Origin of the sequence: Paenibacillus cymbidii, assembly GCF_004764705.1 — a bacterium.
Taxonomy (GTDB): Bacteria; Bacillota; Bacilli; order Paenibacillales; family NBRC-103111; genus Paenibacillus_AN; species Paenibacillus_AN cymbidii.
In genome coordinates this window covers 48480-66494 of the sequence record NZ_SHLX01000014.1, presented here as the reverse complement: position 1 = coordinate 66494, position 18015 = coordinate 48480, and the positions used below count along the sequence as shown (strand labels likewise).

The 18015-nt window shown below is 43.1% G+C and carries 15 protein-coding genes; all 15 read right to left on the bottom strand.

Annotation, left to right across the window (positions count from 1 at the left end; genetic code table 11):
* Positions 1-14 precede the first annotated feature (14 nt).
* A complete protein-coding gene (locus tag EXY20_RS19620) occupies positions 15-2444 on the bottom strand; it encodes a preprotein translocase subunit SecA (protein ID WP_167859375.1) in 2430 nt (809 codons plus the stop codon).
* 207 nt (positions 2445-2651) lie between these two features.
* Positions 2652-3728 carry a copper amine oxidase N-terminal domain-containing protein gene (locus tag EXY20_RS40315; RefSeq protein ID WP_135553797.1) on the bottom strand — a complete coding sequence of 359 codons (1077 nt, stop codon included), beginning with the start codon at positions 3726-3728 and terminating at the stop codon, positions 2652-2654.
* A gap of 35 nt (positions 3729-3763) precedes the next feature.
* On the bottom strand, positions 3764-4474 hold the full coding sequence (locus tag EXY20_RS19610) for an N-acetyltransferase (protein WP_135553796.1): 711 nt from the start codon (positions 4472-4474) through the stop codon (positions 3764-3766).
* Between the two features lie 125 nt (positions 4475-4599).
* Positions 4600-5295 (bottom strand): hypothetical protein, encoded by a 696-nt coding sequence (locus tag EXY20_RS19605; RefSeq protein WP_135553795.1) that lies wholly within the window; start codon positions 5293-5295, stop codon positions 4600-4602.
* A 60-nt stretch (positions 5296-5355) separates the two neighbouring features.
* Positions 5356-6369, bottom strand: a complete 1014-nt coding sequence (gene galE / locus EXY20_RS19600) for a UDP-glucose 4-epimerase GalE (RefSeq protein WP_135553794.1) — start codon at positions 6367-6369, stop codon at positions 5356-5358.
* A 156-nt stretch (positions 6370-6525) separates the two neighbouring features.
* Positions 6526-6915 (bottom strand): glycerol-3-phosphate cytidylyltransferase, encoded by a 390-nt coding sequence (tagD, locus tag EXY20_RS19595; protein ID WP_135553793.1) that lies wholly within the window; start codon positions 6913-6915, stop codon positions 6526-6528.
* Between the two features lie 204 nt (positions 6916-7119).
* Positions 7120-8637, bottom strand: coding sequence for a murein biosynthesis integral membrane protein MurJ (gene murJ / locus EXY20_RS19590; RefSeq protein ID WP_135553792.1), 1518 nt, complete (start codon positions 8635-8637; stop codon positions 7120-7122).
* A 30-nt stretch (positions 8638-8667) separates the two neighbouring features.
* Positions 8668-9837 carry a CDP-glycerol glycerophosphotransferase family protein gene (locus EXY20_RS19585; RefSeq protein ID WP_135553791.1) on the bottom strand — a complete coding sequence of 390 codons (1170 nt, stop codon included), beginning with the start codon at positions 9835-9837 and terminating at the stop codon, positions 8668-8670.
* Between the two features lie 16 nt (positions 9838-9853).
* Positions 9854-10846 carry a glycosyltransferase family 2 protein gene (locus EXY20_RS19580; RefSeq protein ID WP_135553790.1) on the bottom strand — a complete coding sequence of 331 codons (993 nt, stop codon included), beginning with the start codon at positions 10844-10846 and terminating at the stop codon, positions 9854-9856.
* Positions 10847-10899: 53 nt separating this feature from the next.
* Positions 10900-12126: a hypothetical protein gene (locus tag EXY20_RS19575; protein WP_135553789.1), complete on the bottom strand. Its 1227-nt coding sequence runs from the start codon at positions 12124-12126 to the stop codon at positions 10900-10902.
* Between the two features lie 36 nt (positions 12127-12162).
* Positions 12163-12957, bottom strand: a complete 795-nt coding sequence (locus EXY20_RS19570) for a LicD family protein (RefSeq protein ID WP_167859373.1) — start codon at positions 12955-12957, stop codon at positions 12163-12165.
* Between the two features lie 32 nt (positions 12958-12989).
* Positions 12990-13811, bottom strand: coding sequence for a glycosyltransferase (locus tag EXY20_RS19565; protein ID WP_135553787.1), 822 nt, complete (start codon positions 13809-13811; stop codon positions 12990-12992).
* Positions 13812-14140: 329 nt separating this feature from the next.
* Positions 14141-14848, bottom strand: coding sequence for a sugar transferase (locus EXY20_RS19560; RefSeq protein ID WP_328592560.1), 708 nt, complete (start codon positions 14846-14848; stop codon positions 14141-14143).
* Positions 14849-14900: 52 nt separating this feature from the next.
* Positions 14901-16013, bottom strand: coding sequence for a DegT/DnrJ/EryC1/StrS family aminotransferase (locus EXY20_RS19555; protein ID WP_135553922.1), 1113 nt, complete (start codon positions 16011-16013; stop codon positions 14901-14903).
* Between the two features lie 62 nt (positions 16014-16075).
* The gene (locus EXY20_RS19550; RefSeq protein ID WP_135553786.1) at positions 16076-17896 is read right to left on the bottom strand and encodes a polysaccharide biosynthesis protein; all 1821 of its coding nucleotides are present in this window, start codon (positions 17894-17896) and stop codon (positions 16076-16078) included.
* Positions 17897-18015: the final 119 nt, after the last annotated feature.

Genomic DNA, 18015 nt, shown 5'->3' with positions numbered 1-18015 from the left:
CTTCTCCTGCTTTATCAACTGGCCACCCCGGCTTCTTCCGGGTGAATATTCCTTGCCGAAGGCATATCGTCGCGGGTAGCCTCAACCACTTCGCGAACGAATCGCAATCCAATTCCGCCGGTCAGTTCGCCGTCCATCTCGTGAAATCTCCGCCACGTTTCCGCTTCAAACGCCACAATCGGATTGCGCTGCGCGTACCCCATATAGGGAATGCCTTGCCGAACTTGCTCCACTTTGTCCAGATGGTCCATCCACAACCTGTCCAGCTCCCGGATCAGCGCAAGCCGCCATCGCTCCAGCCATTGCTCCGCATCGGTCGCAGCGGCAAGATAACGCTCCAACCGCTCGTGCCAGATTCGAACGAGCCGCGTTTCCGCTTCGTCCGGATTTTCCAACACACCCAGCTCCAACCGAACACTATCGGCAAAAGACAACGCACTGCACAACCCGGCCATATCCCAATCTTCCGGCACCTCGCCAATCGGGCAATACCGTCCTACCGCATCGCCGATCGTTAAAGCCGCAAGCTCCGCCATCATTTCCCGCCGATCCGCGTCCCGCGCGATCAGCTTGTCCCGCCGCTCATAAAAGTGCTGCCGCTGCTCGTGAACGATCGTATCCAGCGCATACACCGACTGGCGAATGCCGTACATGAACTGCTCGACACGCCTTTGTACGGTCGTCACCCATGCCGCAAGGCGCCGCTGCCTTTTGGCATCGTCGTCTCCCGGAGTTCCTCCGACTCCCTCCGCTTTCCTCCAACGCTCGCGTTGCCGCTCCGTCTCCTCCGGCTCGAAGCGTTCCAACCATTCGTCCTCCAGCGACACCACAAACTGCGACGAGCCGGGGTCCCCTTGCCGCCCGGCCCTTCCGCGCAGCTGTTGGTCGACGCGGCCGCTTTCGTGCCGTTCCGTACCGATCACATACAAACCGCCAAGCTCCGCTACGCCTTCGCCCAGCTTGATATCCGTGCCGCGTCCCGCCATATTCGTCGCGATCGTAATCGCGCCCCGCTGTCCGGCGTCCGCGATAATTGCCGCTTCTTCGGCTTCCGTCAGCGCATTCAGCACCCGGTGGGCCATCCCCTTGCCGGCCAAAAAACGGGAGAGCTCCTCCGACTGCCGCACCGAAGCAGTCCCGATTAGCACCGGCTGACCATTATGATGACAGCGCTCGATCAATGCCGTTACATACTCGTATTTCTCCTGCTCCGTGAGCACGATCCGGTCCGGTTCGTCCACGCGCACGACCGGTTCATGCGTCGGAATCGCTACCGTCTCCAGTCCGTAAATGCGGGCAAACTCCGCCGACTCCGACAGAACCGTCCCGCTCATGCCGGTAATTTGCCAGTAGAGGCTCCAATACTTCTGTACCGTAATCGTCGCATGCGTACGAATTTCCGGGCTGAGCGGCACCTTCTCTTTCGCTTCGATGGCTTGCTGCAAGCCGTCGCCGTACTGCCGTCCGGTCAGAATCCGCCCGGTGAACGGGTCGATCAGACGAACCTCGTCCTCTTCCACGATATAATCCACATTCCGTTTATATAGCGTATGCGCCCGCAAACTCTGCAGCAGCGCGTGATACACGTCCGCGTGCTCCGTATCGAACAAATTCTCGATCCCGAAAACCGTCTCCATTCGCCGGATCTCGTCATCCGTGAACATGACTTGCCTCGTTTCCGGGTCAATCTCGTAATCGCGCTCCTCGCGCCAGCCTGCCGCATAATGGGCACAAATCGTATACGTATCGGGAGCCGCCTTCGTCTGCCCTGCAATAATAAGCGGCGTCCGCGCTTCGTCGATCAGAATACTATCCAATTCGTCAATTACCGCATAGGCCAGTTCCCGCTGCACCTGCTGACCGGCATCGCTGACAAGATGGTCGCGCAAATAGTCGAATCCGAACTCCGTACAAGTCCCGTATGTAATGTCGGCCGCGTAGGCGGCTTGTTTGCTCCGAATCGACGCCCCGGCTGTTGTCAGTCCCGCCGACAAGCCCAGCAGGTTCCAGACGCCGGCCATCGCTTCATAATCCCGCCGAGCCAAATATTCGTTCACCGTCGCCAGATGGACGCCTTCCCCTTGCAAAGCGAACCAGAAGGCGGGAATCAGCGATACCAGCGACTTTCCTTCGCCTGTTTTGATCTCGGCGGCGCAGCCGTCGCACAGCAGCCATCCGCCGATCAGCTGCACATCGTGCAACTGCAGACCCAGCTTGCGGCGAACGGCCTCCTTCAGCAGCGCAAGCGTCGCTTGCCGCTCCTCAAGACCTAGTTCCCCTTGCCGTGCCTTCACTTTGAGTTCATTCACAATATCGGCCAGTTGGTCGTCTGCAAGCGATTGATAGATCTGATAGACCCGCTCCACGCCAGGCAACAATGCCAACACCCGCGCTGTCGATATTTGCGATTCATAGCTTTGCCACCGTGCCAGCCAATTTCGCAACCGTTGCTCACTCCCCGGACCCATGTCCGCCCGAACCGTATGTATCCCTGGCACCTTGATAATCCCGTGTCAATACGAAGCTGATAGCAAAAATTATACCGTAATCTGTCGAAAATAGGAATAAAGGCTGGCGCGGCGGAAGCGTTTACGTGAAAATTTACAAAGTAAAAAACCGCCCGGTTGCGGACGGTTTTGCTATATGGCCTTCTATTTGTAATTGCTTAACTGTTTCTCCTTCTCGTTTGCATACCCGCTTTCGTATGTGGCGATGATCGAAGTATCGTATCCGTTGGCCGTCAACTGACTACGAAGCGAGTCCATAATTCCGGCGAACTCGGCGTCGAAGCCGCTCAACGCAGCCGATCCCTGGCTCCTCAGTTGGTTCCTCTCCTCTTGACTGGATGCGAATAAATATCGTAACGCCAAATCTTTAAAATAATCTTGGGCTCGATCGTGCAAAGACGAAATCCGTCCCTCGGCAGCCGACGTCAGCTCGCTATAGCTCGGCTTGCTCGCCGGGCCGGACGCCCCGGCTCCTCCCGGAGCGCCTCCGCCGACAGGAACTCCGCCACCAACCGCTGCCCCTCCGGGCGCAGTTGATGCGGACGGCTTTGGCGACGCCGTCGGCGATGCCGTTGGTGTCGGAGTCGGCGAGGGCGACGGCTTTGGTGTAGCCTTAGCCTCGTCATTCTCCGTCTGAACCGTTGTTTCCACCTTCACCGAATAAGTCTTCGGATCCCAGTCAATTTGCCTGCCCACCGACTGCGAGAAAAAACGCAGCGGCACATACAAACTGTCATTCACAATCAACCCGGGCTGATCCTTCGGCGGCTCCTTGACCTTCCCGTCGAATACATACGTCACATCTTCGAAATACGCCTCAATCCTTTCCGGCTTCAATTGCGCCGCATCCACCGGCTCGGCCTCACCCGGGTTGCTTTCCACTTCATGGTTGGCCCGATACGCGTCAACTTCCTTCTGCCCAAGCCCCACCGGCTTCGAAATCGAAACCGTATACGTCTCGCCGTCCCAAGCAATATCTTTATTCAGCGCGTACGTAATGAACCGAAGCGGAACGTAAGTGCTGTCATTATATAGAAATCCTTCCTGCCCTCCCGGAGGCGCATACTGCTTCCCGTCAAACAACAGCTTCAGCGGGGCAAAATATACCTCCACCCGCTCCGGCGTTTGCGCCGCCGTTGCCGAATACATGCTGATGTTGCCCGTCGCCACGAGCGCCGCCAGCAACCCAGCCAATTTTACCGCCACTCTCCCCTTCTTCATCCATTCACGCAACTTTCGCTTTCAATTTGTGGCCGTTATTGATTTTCCAGCCATTGCTCCTCGGGAACAGCGCGCAGCTTCTTGGCCGGCGCCCCTGCGACAATTTCCCGGGACTGGACATCGCGGGTTACCACACTGCCCGCCGCCACGACCCCATCTTCCTCAATCAGTCGGCCGGGCAGAATCGTCGCGTTGACCCCGATCCTTCCGCCGCGCTTCACCGTCACGCCTTTAAACTTATCGAATCGCGCCTTTGTCCGCGCCATATAATTGTCGTTCGAAGTTACCACGCAGGGGGCAATGAATACATCGTCTTCCAACGTGGAGTAAGCCGTTATGTAACAATTCGTTTCCAGCTTGCATTTCGCACCGATTTGGCAATCATTTTCGATGGCTACGCCGCGGCCCACGATCGTTTTCGCGCCGACCGTAACCCGTTCCCGGATCGTGGCCAGATCCGCAACGAACACATCGTTCCGGAGCTCCGCCCCGGCATATACAATAGCCGACGTGCCGATCGTGCAGCCGGAATGAATAACCGCGGGGGTCAGCGCCGCCCTCGATCCGGACAGAGCTGAATTTTTCGCGCGCATCGGCTGCTTGCCAATTACCGCATGATCGTGAATCGTCACATTGTCCCCGATCCGGGTACCTTCATAGATGATGACATGATTGCCAATGACGACATTTTCGCCCATTTCCACATCATCTTTAATCAATACATATTCACCAGCGGTGACCTTCATCAACTCTGCCTCCTGTCGTGTGCCGCGGCCATTCCCGGCTGCGCCTCTCCCTATTACATTACGGGATCGACAGGCGAATTCCTTCCAGTCTCAACCATTTTCGTTGAAGTGATCTTCTTGCCGGCCTATTTCAAATTCTCTTTGAGCGAGTTTTGATAGTCTTTCCCTTCGCTCAGGCCCAGCTTGGCGGCAATGCCGATCAGTTGATTGTATTCACTCTCCGACAGCTTCTCGAGGAAAACCTTCTTCGCTTCCTTCTTCTCTTCAACCGACAGCCCGCCGCTGGCCAACTTGGCGAACATATTCAGCTCCGAAGAACTGAACCGCTTCATAATCACCGACGTGATGAACGCCTTGTCCTTTAGCGTAATTTGCTCTTCGACCTGTTTCGCCTTATCCGTCGAAATTTCGGCGGAGTAGGTTAATTTGTCGTCTTTTGTCGGCGCCGCGGACGACTGCGCAGGCGCCTGACTCACAGCGCCTCCTTGCTGCGTGTTGCCTCCGCTGCTCTGCTGCGTACTTCCGCCCGAGCCGTTATTCGGCGAAGCGGACGCACCACTTGCTGCTCCATTCGCTTTATCTCCGGCACCAGCAACATTGCCGCTCCCCCCAGCCGGTGCCGTCACTCCATTCTTCTCATCCATGCGTACATTCCCTACACCCTGCAACTCCCGATCCAACGAATCGAGATCGATTCCCTCTGCCATCATGTGAATCATCCGATTTACGGCGTAATTCATTGCGAAATAGCCGCCGACTGCCAACACAATAAGAATAGCCCCTGTCCATAATAGAAGCTTTTTGATTGTTTTTTTCTTCATTGTGTTGGCTCCTTCCGTGAAAATATACATCATACCTAACCAAAAAAATTTATTTGCCGATCAACCTTCGTAACCATTAGGATTATTTTTCTGCCAACGCCACGCATCACGACACATGTCCGAAAGAGTCTTTCTCGCGACCCAGTCTAGTTCAACCTTCGCTTTTGTCGGATCCGCATAACACTTATCAATATCTCCTGGCCTCCGATTAGTTAATGAATAAGGGATATTACGACCCGTGACGGACTCGAACATTTTAATTACCTCAAGTACGCTATGTCCCCTGCCGGTTCCAAGATTATAATAATTGATCCCGGAAACACGATTGATTTTCTCTAGTGCTTTCAGATGCCCTTTTGCCAAATCGACGACATGAATATAATCACGAACCCCTGTACCATCAGGCGTATCATAATCACTGCCGAATATAGACAACCTATCGCTCCTCCCCACAGCAACTCTTGAAATATGTGGCATCAAATTATTCGGAATACCATGAGGGTCCTCACCAATCCTACCGCTTTCATGAGCACCAACTGGATTAAAGTATCTTAAGATTGATATGTACCAATCCGGATTAGATCGATACAAATCACCTAATATTTCCTCTATCATTAATTTTGACCGGCCATATGGATTGTTGGCTTTTAGAGGTGAGTCTTCCGAATTGGGAACGCTTGAGGAAGCCCCGTATACTGTAGCGGAGGAACTGAAAACCATTTTATTCACTTTGTACTTATTCATTATTTCCAAGAGATTCAAAGTACCAGTAATATTATTTTTATAATACCATAGGGGATTATCAACCGACTCCCCTACCGCCTTAAGCCCCGCAAGATGAATTACAGCTTCTATGGCATTTACCTCAAAAACACCTTCCAACGCCTCTCTATGTAACAAATCAATTGCATATAACTTTAACGGCTTACCGGTTATACTCTCTATTCGATTAAGTACCACAGACTTGCTGTTAGAAAAATTATCAACGACAATTACTTCAAAACCCGCATCTAATAGTTCAACGCAGGTATGACTCCCAATATATCCTGCCCCTCCTGTTACTAAAATCGACATATGCACTCTTCTCCCATAACATAGTACCCTAGTTGTATGCCTTTGTAAGGCGTGAAATCGATACTCTTAAAATTCTATGTCCAATCAGCAAAAGCCGATTTATTTGGAAGTCATTCTTCATACTGTAAATTGCCAGAACTTATTAAATTAAGTGTTTCAACAATAACCTAAGTCTTGCTTTATCTTTGTTGTTGAAATTTCAGGAGTTCTATTTAGATAGACTACTTCACAGTAGGTTCGAAGAAAATCAAATTTCCCTTCCCAGTCACTCCCCATAACGAACGTGTCAATTTTGAACTCATGTACATCGTTTATTTTCTGTTCCCAGTTATTTTCAGGAATAACTAAATCAACGAACCGTATGGATTCGAGGAGAGTCTTTCTTTCATTATAGGAAAAATAGCACTTCTTCCCTTTAGTCTCATTGAATTCATTGGTTGAAAGTGCAACAATCAAATATTCACCAAGTGCTTTTGCTCGCTTAAGTAAATTTATATGTCCATAATGTAACAAATCAAATGTCCCATAAGTAATTATTTTTTTCATATTTTCTCCTTAAGCAAGTTTATCGGTAATCATCATTGAGAGTTCAAATCTAGCGTTTCCACGAATTCACATGTTTTTCGATAAGCTTAGCTTTCAAACGGTATTTCAAGTAATAGGTAGCAACAGAGTCTCCTGCTATATCCTATCATATAGATTTGTTGGATTCAGCGGATAAGTTCACTCATACAGGCAATAAACAGTTATTCATGCCTTCCTCACTCTATCTTTTAATAACTTAAATACTTGCAAGTCTCCGACTCTCATAAAATAAATAATCAACCAATAAACAAACACTCCAGCAACAATTGATATGAGTAAAGATAAATTCATATTTTTTGTATAAGAACTTAAAGAATTAAAACATAACTTTGTAATGACCCCCATGATCAATGAAGCAAATACAATCTTTAAACATGATACTGCCACTCGCTTCAAGTTGAAAAAACCTATTTTTCTTACTAGACTAAAAAACATTAGAATTGTAGTAACAATTGCTGAAATACTTGTAGCTAATGCTAGTCCTCCGATTCCCATATACCTAGTTAATATAACATTCAAGACTATGTTTAAAAACATTCCCAGCCCTGCATTGATCATTGGCGTTTTTGTATCCTGCATTGAATAGAAAACCCTTGCCAACACTTCTCTTAAACCAAAACCAATCATTCCAATTGAGAAAAAAAATAGTGCTTCAGATGTTAAGTTTGCCGCCTGAATATCAAAGGCTCCTCTGCCAAATAGCATCACTACAATCGGTTTAGCGAAGAACATAAAACCAACTGTAGCAGGAATCACCAACAAATTTATCCCCGTAATCATATCAAATATTGCTTTTTGAATTCCGGTCTTATTATTATCTACAGCCAACTTTGAAATTATTGGGTACATGACAGTAACCAATGGCATCACGAGTACGCTTTGAACAAACCCATTTAGTGTATTGGCATAATTTAAAGCAGATATCCCACCTTCAATTGTTTGAGAAGCGAGCGTCCTATCAATTAAAATATTTATCTGATTCATTGAAATTCCAATAATCAATGGAACGGAAATCACTGCCATTTCAATCAAGTATTTATTTTTTATTTCAAATGTAAACCTAAACCGATAGCCTATTTTATATAAAAACGGGATCAAAAAAAGTAATTGGGACGCTAACGCTATGACGGTTCCTATTGACAATATTAATACATGCACTTTTACACTTAATAATAATGACAAAATTATCACTATATTAAGTGGAAATCCAATCAGTGCAGGAACTATGTATTTCCCCTTCACTTGCAGTAATCCGCTATATATATATATAATCCCAGTAAAATACATACCATATAGACTTATTCTAGTGAATTTGATTGCTAATTTTAATGTTTCGCCTTCAAATCCAGAAGCAAATAATTTTACAACTTCTTCAATGAAAATATTTCCTAATATACATATAATTGAACATAAAATGACCAAGATTGTAACCAGATTGTTAGTGAATTTCAGGCTTTCTTTTTCTCCATGTTTCTGTTGGATTTTACTGATCATAGGAATATATCCAGTGGATATCCCTATACCAATAAATCCAAATATTGCAGTAGGAATGCTTAATGAAACAAGGTATGCATCAGTAACGTTAGTGGCACCATAAAGATAAGAGAGTATGATATCTCTAAAAAATCCAATCACCTTGGAGAAAACGGTTACCAACATAATTATTATAGTGATTCTACTCATATAGTTACTCCAAACATCTCATCTCTACCCTTAAGTCATTTCTAATTGCTTTTTAATTATTTGTACAGCTTTCTCCGCAGCTATTCCTTCTTCTTTATTTCCAATTTGATTTAAAAGCAAAGACGTTCTTTCTATTAAATTTTCTTTATCAATAGAACGAATCAGATAAACCAGTTGCTCAGATGTTTCAGAACTGAATAGCGGGAGTTCGTTGACATCTAAATACAAACCTCGCTCATCATAATAATTATTTTTGTCAGGAGTAAAAATAAATATCGGCCTTTTTAATATTGAATAATCAAAGAATACAGAAGAATAATCAGTTATTAGCGCATCTGCGGCACATAACAATTCTTGCATGTCCCACATAACAGACACATCACGTACTCTTTCCCCATATTCCATTATTATTGCTTTCATATTTATTGTGTCAGCGACGTTTGGGTGAAATCTCAAAAACAACACACATTTTTTGTTATATTTCTTTTCATATGCGTCTAAAATTACGTTTGGGTCTAACTTTTTGAGTTGTTCCAAACCATTTTTTTCTATATCATTACGATAAGTAGGAGCAAATAACAGTACAGCTTGATTTTCGCAATTAAGTTTTTTTCGAACCTGCAGACCAATTTGTTCACAATTATTCAACAAGAGATCATTCCTAGGTGTCCCACACTCCAGCATTTCACCTTCGTATTCAAAAGCTTTCCTGAAAATTGCAGTAGAATATTGATTACCTGACAATAATATGCTAATATTCTTCGAGTCTCGCTTAGCATATTTTCTATATTTTTTTCCAAGCTTATCTCCTGCATCTGCCTCAATAAGCTTTAACGGTGTTCCATGCCATGTTTGTAAGTAAAATTGCTTTTTTCTTTTTCTAAAGAATAGCGGCTTTCTTATATTGTCCACCCAAACCTTAGAGGTAAACAATTCATATGCAGCGGCAAAAGATTCATATTCCACTACTTTTACATAATCGGGAAGAAGCTGATTTACCTTTCTTGCACCTTTCATTAACCATACAATTTCAGCTTCAGGATGGATATTATGTAGTTTTTCTGATATTGCCTTGGGGTTATCGGCATACTGCTTCCCTGCAAAGCTGCTAAAAACTACTTTTCGCTGATTGATAGGAAACACCATAATAATCAAAGGATATACATTCCTATGTAAAAACTTCTTAATTTTGATTAACAATGATTATACCTCTCGTTCATGAGATTCTAACCTTCTTAAATAACATGGAAAAGATTCTGCATCGCGCCATATGTTTCGGTAACCCAGGAAACATGAGGAAGGCAATTGTCAAAACTTTGATCAGTACTTTCATCCTTTTTTCTACAATAGTTTCTTTGTAATATAATTTTATCACATTAGTACATCTTTCAAATGCCGCATTATCTTCATAATAATTACTTTTTATCATCATGAATAACATTCGTATTGAAGCATAAACATATCTCCCCCGGACTACTCCAGCTAGTTTAGGGTAGTAATTATCAATAAATTTAATAAGTTCTTCATGGATGGTGAAAGAATCAAATTTTTTATTGTTAAAAGTCGATTGTATTATGCTATTCTCCCTTAAAAAATAGTGGTATTTGGTTGATTCATTCACTACGATGCTCTCGCAATTATGTATCAACTTGTAGGTAGTGGCCTTATCTTCCATCAACATTCCTTCGGGATATCTTACTCCAAAGAAAAGCTCTGACCTATACAATTTATTAACTGCAGAATACCCTATGTAATTATTCGCAAATAATAATTCCATAGCTTCATTTTTATTAAAACATCTCCAAATTTTTATTTCATCTGTTTGAAAGGCGATTTTATCAAAATCGCTAACTTTCTTAAAATGTAAAACAGCTATATCAGCCCCATATGTCACTAATCCTTGATACAAGAGTTGATAAAAATCAGGCTCGATCCAATCATCACTATCAACAAATCCTATGAAATTTCCTGTTACGACCTCAAGGCCAGCGTTTCTAGCAGAAGATAATCCCCCGTTAGTTTTGTGAATTACAATGACTCTATCGTCTTTTCTTTTATACATCTCACAAATTTCACCTGAACGATCATTTGATCCATCATTTACAAGTATCAATTCAATATTTTTCATGGTTTGATTTAATATGGAATCTATACAATTACTTAAATATCGCTCTACATTATATACAGGAACGATAACAGATATTTTCACTGTTTAATCCTCCATGAATCAAAACAGATCCATTATAAGATTATTGGGCATTTCTAGGTAATTGGTATATACATATTTATAAGACTTCTAACCGTCACAGAAGAGAACATTTGAGAAATATTTGTTACTTTATCTAAAAATATTATTTGCTGAATCAATCCGCCAATTGCGCCTGACAATATTCCAAATGAAATTATTTGTTTGGATATCTTACTCTTAATCCACTGATGATATCGCAATAAGACTAAAAATGAAAGCATGATTGCCGGAAAAGTAAATCGAAGATATACAGTAATTACAATCGGAGCCGTTCCTACAACTGTTAAACAAACTAAGCTATAAAAAGATAGCATTTTTTTGTGTTTTTCATTTAAAGCTAAAATCGAAGACTGCCGTCTAATTATGAATAGCAACATTAAAAAAAACAACACAATTGATACAAAATAATATTTCTGTAGGTTCATAAATAAATTACTTTGTAGATAAATTGCATAAGCGCTATCATTATTAGTAGCGTAATTATCAGCTTTTATAAAAAAGGCCTGAATAACACGATTAGGTAACCCTGATTTCTCAACAATTTCTGAAAACTGTGTAATGAAAAAAGCCACGCTTGCAATTCCCAATGAAATAACAATACTCCTTTTTTTATTAAAATCATAAATGGAAACGATAATTCTTAATAGCAGTAAGCTTACAGTCGCAATATGGATAAACACTGGTATCATATAAAGGATATATGTCAATACATTTCTTTTCCCTTGTTCAAATTCTCTGTAAGCGCCAAAAATGAAAATTGAAAAGGCCATAATATTACGCACATTGCTGACTAGAATTGGAAAAGGCAAGACACATAATATAAAAATCAATGTCCCAAACATTTCCCTTGATCGAACATTGTTCTTATTAGAGTAGTCTGTAATTATATAAAATAGAATGAAATACGAAATAAAAATCGATATAGCGGGTAGCAAGTGATAGTTTTGCGATTGGGCAATGAAATAAAACAGCAATTCTTGTATAACTAGTAGTTGTTTACTTAATATAATTTCATAAAAGCTATCCCAAGATAGTGTACTATAAGACTTAAGTTGTGCAAAATACCTAGTTAAATCCATCTCATGCTTTGGAATGAACCAATACGCAAAGGACGAGCACAACAATGCCATCATCGCTGAGTAGTGGATATTCCTTTTTCTGTCGCTAAACAATCCGATAGAAGAGAATATCGAGCCAATCAATGGATTTAGGATAAACACTAACCAAGTAAATGCAACCATTTTTACACCCGCCTACTTACTTTATCGCCAGTACAATTACAATATTACTTCTTCAGGCAAATGACCGAACTGTTTTTCCTTCGGAGGCAATTTCATATAATCCCCAAAGTTTTTCCTTAAAAATTCATGTGTCATGCCTGGTACTGGAAGAAATCTTCCCTCAAATTCAATATACTCTGGTGTTCCAAAAAATTCTCTTGGAATAAAGGCATTTTTGAATCTAACATTTCCAAATAGAATCCCTAATCTTTTTGTCTCTTCCTTATTATATCTTCTGACCTGGTTGATTAAAACCTTTTCCAAAGCCCTATTGGATATGCGCTTTATTATTGACATGACTACCCTTTTACCGAAAGTTGCAGTCATATAGCCCCGCTGGGCAAGAGTTCGCGCAATTACTATTTTGCTACATATATACTGCCATGTCGAAGCCACAATACCATCCGCAATATTTTCAAGGCTGAATACATCAATAAAAATCCCCATGTGCGATTCACACATGGCATCTGGTTCTCTAAACACTGTACCATTCATTCTAATTTTAGTGAAGTATAAGGGCCATTTCTCACTAGCTTCTCTTTGAAAAAAATACCTATCTTTATCCAGTTGTTCTTCGCACACTTTTAAAAACTTCAGGTAGTTCTCATTAGTCATTGCAATATCAAAATCGTCATCCCACGGAATGAACCCTTTGTGTCTAACAGCACCTAACGCGGAACCGCCAATTAAAAAATATTGAATCTTGTTTTTTTTGCACAATTCATCAATATAATCTATAATATCCAGTAATTTTAACTGTATATCTCTTATGGATACTTTTTGAGTTTTCACTTCATTGATCCCCCAACCAGTTGATAGTCTATTCAACTTCTAGCAAGTTTTTTAAATAGATATCCACGAATGCTATTTGGTACTAGCACTTGAAAAATAAATCGTATCCAACTATTCCACAAATATTGTTTGTAGCTTATTATTTTCTTTTTATACATATATTTTTGAAGTTCTTTTTCACTTTTGTAGTATCTTTTTCCACCACGGCGCTTATACATATCTGGCCCTACACGCACATACACTAGCGTTTCAGCGAGATTTGCAAATTTGCTTCCATACTCGTACATTCTGATCCATAGATAATAATCTTCGTTGCAGTACCAATCACAATAACTCCCTGCTTTAATAACTTCATTCTTTTTGAACATTACTGAAACATGATTAAATGGACATCTCTTTTTTAAGTATGCTTTAATCTCATTATCTCTTGTCGGGACAATTCTTCTGCCAATGATGTTAGTTTCTATATCAATAAATTCTGAAATAGTCCCGCCGATTAAGCTTATTTCCTTGTTTTTTTGAAATTCTTTTAATTGCTTCTCACATCTTTCAGGCAAAGAAATATCATCTGTATCCATTCGTGCTACTAATTCATTTTTACAATGATTTAGTCCTGTGCTTAATGACATACCTAACCCGAGTTGCTGTTCATTGGTAATTATTTTAAATAACGACGGATATGCACTTGCATATCCATCCAAGACGGAATCTAACTGTTCAGTCAGTGGCCCATCTTTAACAATTACAATCTCATCCGGAAAAACTGTCTGATTCAACATGCTATCTATGCTTTGTTTTAAATACTGCGGTTGTTCTTTTATGTAGACCGACATTAGCACACTATACCGATTCATAATAACTCCTAATGCTAAAGGATATAATATTTTGCAGCTAATCACTCTACTGTCTCAGAACAAATCAATTTTAACAAGATTAGTTCCAGACGGAGGATGTCTACCAGCTTGGGGGACTGATAAAGTGATGTTGTTCATTTTCTACGTACTATGTGTTGAAAATGAGTACAATAGATAGGGTTGGATGATTTCAGCGAAAGTACTTGCTTGACCTTGACAAGAAAATCATCACAAAGATCGACTTTAGACCCTCTACCTTAATATATTCCACTGAAATATTCCAGTTAAGCACATTACTTAAGGATTTGTATGACGATGAGAAAGCTTTGTTATTTACAACTTTCAATAGCAATACGATATTCATCCCAACTAATTTTTTTTTCTCGTAACAGATAGTCTCCAAAATCTTCTGATGTAACCATGCCTTCAGAATTAATATTTTCTCGGCTCAATACTTTTACAAATGTCCTTGCTATTATTTTGAAATCATACAAAAAACTTATGTGATTAAGATATATTAAATCTAAATCAAGTTTATCCTCCCAGCTAAGATTATTACGTCCATTTACTTGAGCCCAGCCTGTCAGCCCAGGCAGAACACTATGTCGTTTCCTATGTTCAGAAGTCATAAACACTACATCTCTTAACAATTGCGGTCTCGGACCCACCAACGACATCTCTCCACGAATTACATTCCAAAGTTCAGGTAACTCATCAAGACTTGTTGATCTCAGAAATTTCCCGAATTTAGTTAACCTTAAATTATCAGGAAGAAATTCCCCATATTCATCTCTGTCATTAGTCATTGTCCTGAATTTATACATTGTAAATACTTTTTCGTGTAGACCCGGTCGATTTTGTTTGAATATAACAGGATTCCCAAGTTTTATTTTTATTAAAATACAAAGGCATATCAAAATTGGACTTAAAATAAAAAGCAATAAACAAGCTATTATCAGGTCAAACAGTCTTTTCATTTTTCTTTCGTACCATCTTTCATTTTTTTCATAATCCATCATTGCCTTAGTATTTTGCATTACCAATCCCCATTCCTTTTTCATGTTTTAATTGGGATTTAGAAAAATTTTTCTATTTTGCAATTAATCTAATTATTCTTACTATTCTTTCGAGATCGCTAACTGTCATCTTCGTATCACTCGGCAAGCAAACTCCAAACTCAAAGATTCGTTCCGACCTACCGTCGCCAACAAAATCATACTTTTCAAATAACGGTTGCATATGCATCGGCTTCCAGACTGGCCTGCTTTCTATATTCTCCGCATCCAATGCTTCCATTACATCAATCGGCCTGATTTTGCCCCACAAAGTAATGCAGCTCAACCAATAATTCGGCTCGTTCCACTCATTTACGGGCATAAATGATAATCCTTTCAGCCCTTCTAGTCTATCTTTATAGAACTCAAATATTTTTCGTTTTTGCTGGATCCTGCGATTCAACACATTCAATTGGCCTCTGCCTATTCCCGCGACAATATTACTCATTCTATAATTGAAACCTAATTCGCTATGTTGATAGTGCCTAGCCGGATCTCTCGCTTGGGTTGCCCAAAACTTTACTTTTGCAATCCGTTCTTCATTGTTGCTTATAAGCATCCCACCGCCTGAGGTGGTTATAATTTTGTTTCCATTAAATGAAAAGATGCCATAATCGCCAAGGGTGCCTGTGTGTTTCCCTCTATACAAACTTCCCAGGCTTTCAGCGGCATCTTCAATCAACGGTACACCGCGCATCGCACAAATTTTTACTATTTTCTCCATATCCGCAGTTAACCCGTAAAGATGAACCACGATGACGGCTTTGGGAGTATATTTTTTAAATGCCTCTTCGAGTAACTCCGGACTCATGTTCCATGTATCTTCATCACTATCGATAAACACAGGGATAGCATTCAAATAAATGATCGGGTTAGCAGTCGCTGCAAATGTAAGTGTAGGGCAAAAAACAATATCTCCCTCTCCTACTCCCGCAGCCATTAATGCCATGTGAATTGCAGCCGTACCAGAAGAGAGCGCTGCGGCAGACTTAATACCAACAAGAGATGCAAGCTCTCTTTCGAAACCATCTATATTGCCACCGATCGGAGCAATCCAATTCGATTCAAATGCTTCATGTATGTACTGCTGTTCATATCCTTCTTCACTCATATGGGGAGAAGCAAGGTAGATCTTCTTATGAGTCATGGTGTCGGTTTGAATTGCCACCTATCCTTACCCCTTTTCCAGTTGCTAAGTTCAATACTGCGTTAAGAAGCATCCCGATAACTAGGCACAATCATTTTCACAGCCTCTTGTATCACTTGCTGCTCCGCATCGAGCACGCGCTCGAGCCGTTTGATCTCAAACTCCAGCTCGCTGCGGTTGATATTCATCGGCTTCCCGACGAAGATCCGTTCCATCGTGGTCGCTGTCGCGCCCTCTTCACTGAGCAGCAGCTCTTCGTACAGCTTCTCGCCCGGCCGCATGCCGGTGAATTCGATCTTGATGTCCACGCCTGGCTCGAAGCCTGAGAGGCGGATCAAGTCCTGGGCCAGGTCGAGTATCCGGACCGGCTTGCCCATGTCGAGGATGAAGATCTCGCCGCCCTGGGCCAGGGAACCGGCCTGGATGACGAGCTGCACGGCCTCGGGAATGGTCATAAAATAGCGAATCATGTCGGGATGTGTCACGGTAACCGGACCGCCATGAGCAATCTGTTCCTTGAAGCGCGGGATGACGCTGCCGCGGCTGCCCAGGACATTGCCGAAGCGTACGGCGACGAACTTGGTCTTGCTCGTGCGATCGAGACACTGGATCAGCATCTCGGCAATGCGTTTGGTCGCCCCCATGATGCTTGTCGGGTTGACGGCTTTATCGGTCGAGATCAGCACGAAACGTTCGGCTCCGTATTGATCGGCGCACTCTGCAACATTTTTGGTGCCGAATACGTTATTCTTAATAGCTTCCGCCGGGTTGCTCTCCATTAAAGGAACATGCTTGTGCGCCGCGGCGTGAAAGACGACTTGCGGTTGGTATGTATGAAAGATCTCTTCGATTCGCGGCCTGTCGCGAATATCGGCGATGATGCTTTGAATGTTCAAGGTCGGGTAAGTGCGCCGCATCTCCATCTCGATGTCGTAAATGCTGTTCTCGCCATGCCCCAGCAGCAACAGTTTCTCCGGTTGGAAACGGGCAATCTGTCTGCAGAGCTCGGATCCGATCGATCCGCCGGCACCGGTAACGAGGATGCGTTTTTCGGTTATGTAACTGGCAATCAGCGCCAAATCCGTTTTCACCGGATCGCGTCCGAGCAAGTCCTCCACTTCCACATTGCGTATGTGATTGATCGAAACTTTGCCCTGGATAATATCATTGATTCTCGGGATGATCTTCAAGGTTGCTTTGGTCTTCTTGCAAATGTCGATGATGTCGGAAATGTCTTTCCTCGATGCGGAAGGAATCGCGATAATGATCTCGTCGATTTCGAACAGCTCGACGATTTCGATGATTCGATGGCGACCGCCCACTACGGTAATCCCATGTACCTGCATCCGATGCTTCTTGATGTCGTCGTCGATAAATGCGACTGGCATCGTCCGGGAAGCGGAGTTGAACTTGAGCTCCTTCAGGATCAAGGTGCCGCAATCCCCCGCACCTATAATCAACGCCTTCAGTTGGTTGGTCTTGCGGTTCAAGTATTTGTCGCGCAGGACTCGCCAAGCAAATCGTGTACCGCCGATCAGAAGAACCAACGTTTCGAAGTTGCGAATGACGATGGATAGCGGGATGCGTTGCCCGCTGATCAGGTAGGTCAGGAAGTAGGTCACGATTGAGAAGGTGACGACCACCTTGAGTACGGAAATCAATTCGCCGATGCTGGCATATTGCCAGATCCGGTTGTACAGCTTGAACAAGATCAGGCAGGCCGCTCCGACAACGGTCGAGACGCCGCCGAAAATAACCATCTGTTGCACATATTCCGTCGGAATTTCACTTCCGAATCGAAACCAATAAGAGGAAACGATACTGACCCAGACCATGGCAATATCCAACATTAGCAAAGAGTACATGCGAATCCGGTAATTCATAGCGTTCCCCCAGTATGCTTCGACCCGTCATCCTTGCTTAACCTGCTTAATGACATTGGGTATATCCTACCGCCTGATCATCTCTCTGGCTAGTGGACATTATTGTGTCTACTAACTGC

Bases quoted from the DNA above. Each gene is read 5' to 3' on its own strand.
- galE (WP_135553794.1), bottom strand. From the start codon at position 6,369: ATGTCGATTTTAGTAACAGGAGGGGCAGGATATATTGGGAGTCATACC.
- murJ (WP_135553792.1), bottom strand. From the start codon at position 8,637: ATGAGTAGAATCACTATAATAATTATGTTGGTAACCGTTTTCTCCAAG.
- tagD (WP_135553793.1), bottom strand. From the start codon at position 6,915: ATGAAAAAAATAATTACTTATGGGACATTTGATTTGTTACATTATGGA.
- EXY20_RS40315 (WP_135553797.1), bottom strand. From the start codon at position 3,728: ATGAAGAAGGGGAGAGTGGCGGTAAAATTGGCTGGGTTGCTGGCGGCG.
- EXY20_RS19560 (WP_328592560.1), bottom strand. From the start codon at position 14,848: ATGCAAAATACTAAGGCAATGATGGATTATGAAAAAAATGAAAGATGG.
- EXY20_RS19575 (WP_135553789.1), bottom strand. From the start codon at position 12,126: ATGGTTGCATTTACTTGGTTAGTGTTTATCCTAAATCCATTGATTGGC.
- EXY20_RS19555 (WP_135553922.1), bottom strand. From the start codon at position 16,013: ATGACTCATAAGAAGATCTACCTTGCTTCTCCCCATATGAGTGAAGAA.
- EXY20_RS19550 (WP_135553786.1), bottom strand. From the start codon at position 17,896: ATGAATTACCGGATTCGCATGTACTCTTTGCTAATGTTGGATATTGCC.
- EXY20_RS19565 (WP_135553787.1), bottom strand. From the start codon at position 13,811: ATGAATCGGTATAGTGTGCTAATGTCGGTCTACATAAAAGAACAACCG.
- EXY20_RS19610 (WP_135553796.1), bottom strand. From the start codon at position 4,474: ATGAAGGTCACCGCTGGTGAATATGTATTGATTAAAGATGATGTGGAA.
- EXY20_RS19605 (WP_135553795.1), bottom strand. From the start codon at position 5,295: ATGAAGAAAAAAACAATCAAAAAGCTTCTATTATGGACAGGGGCTATT.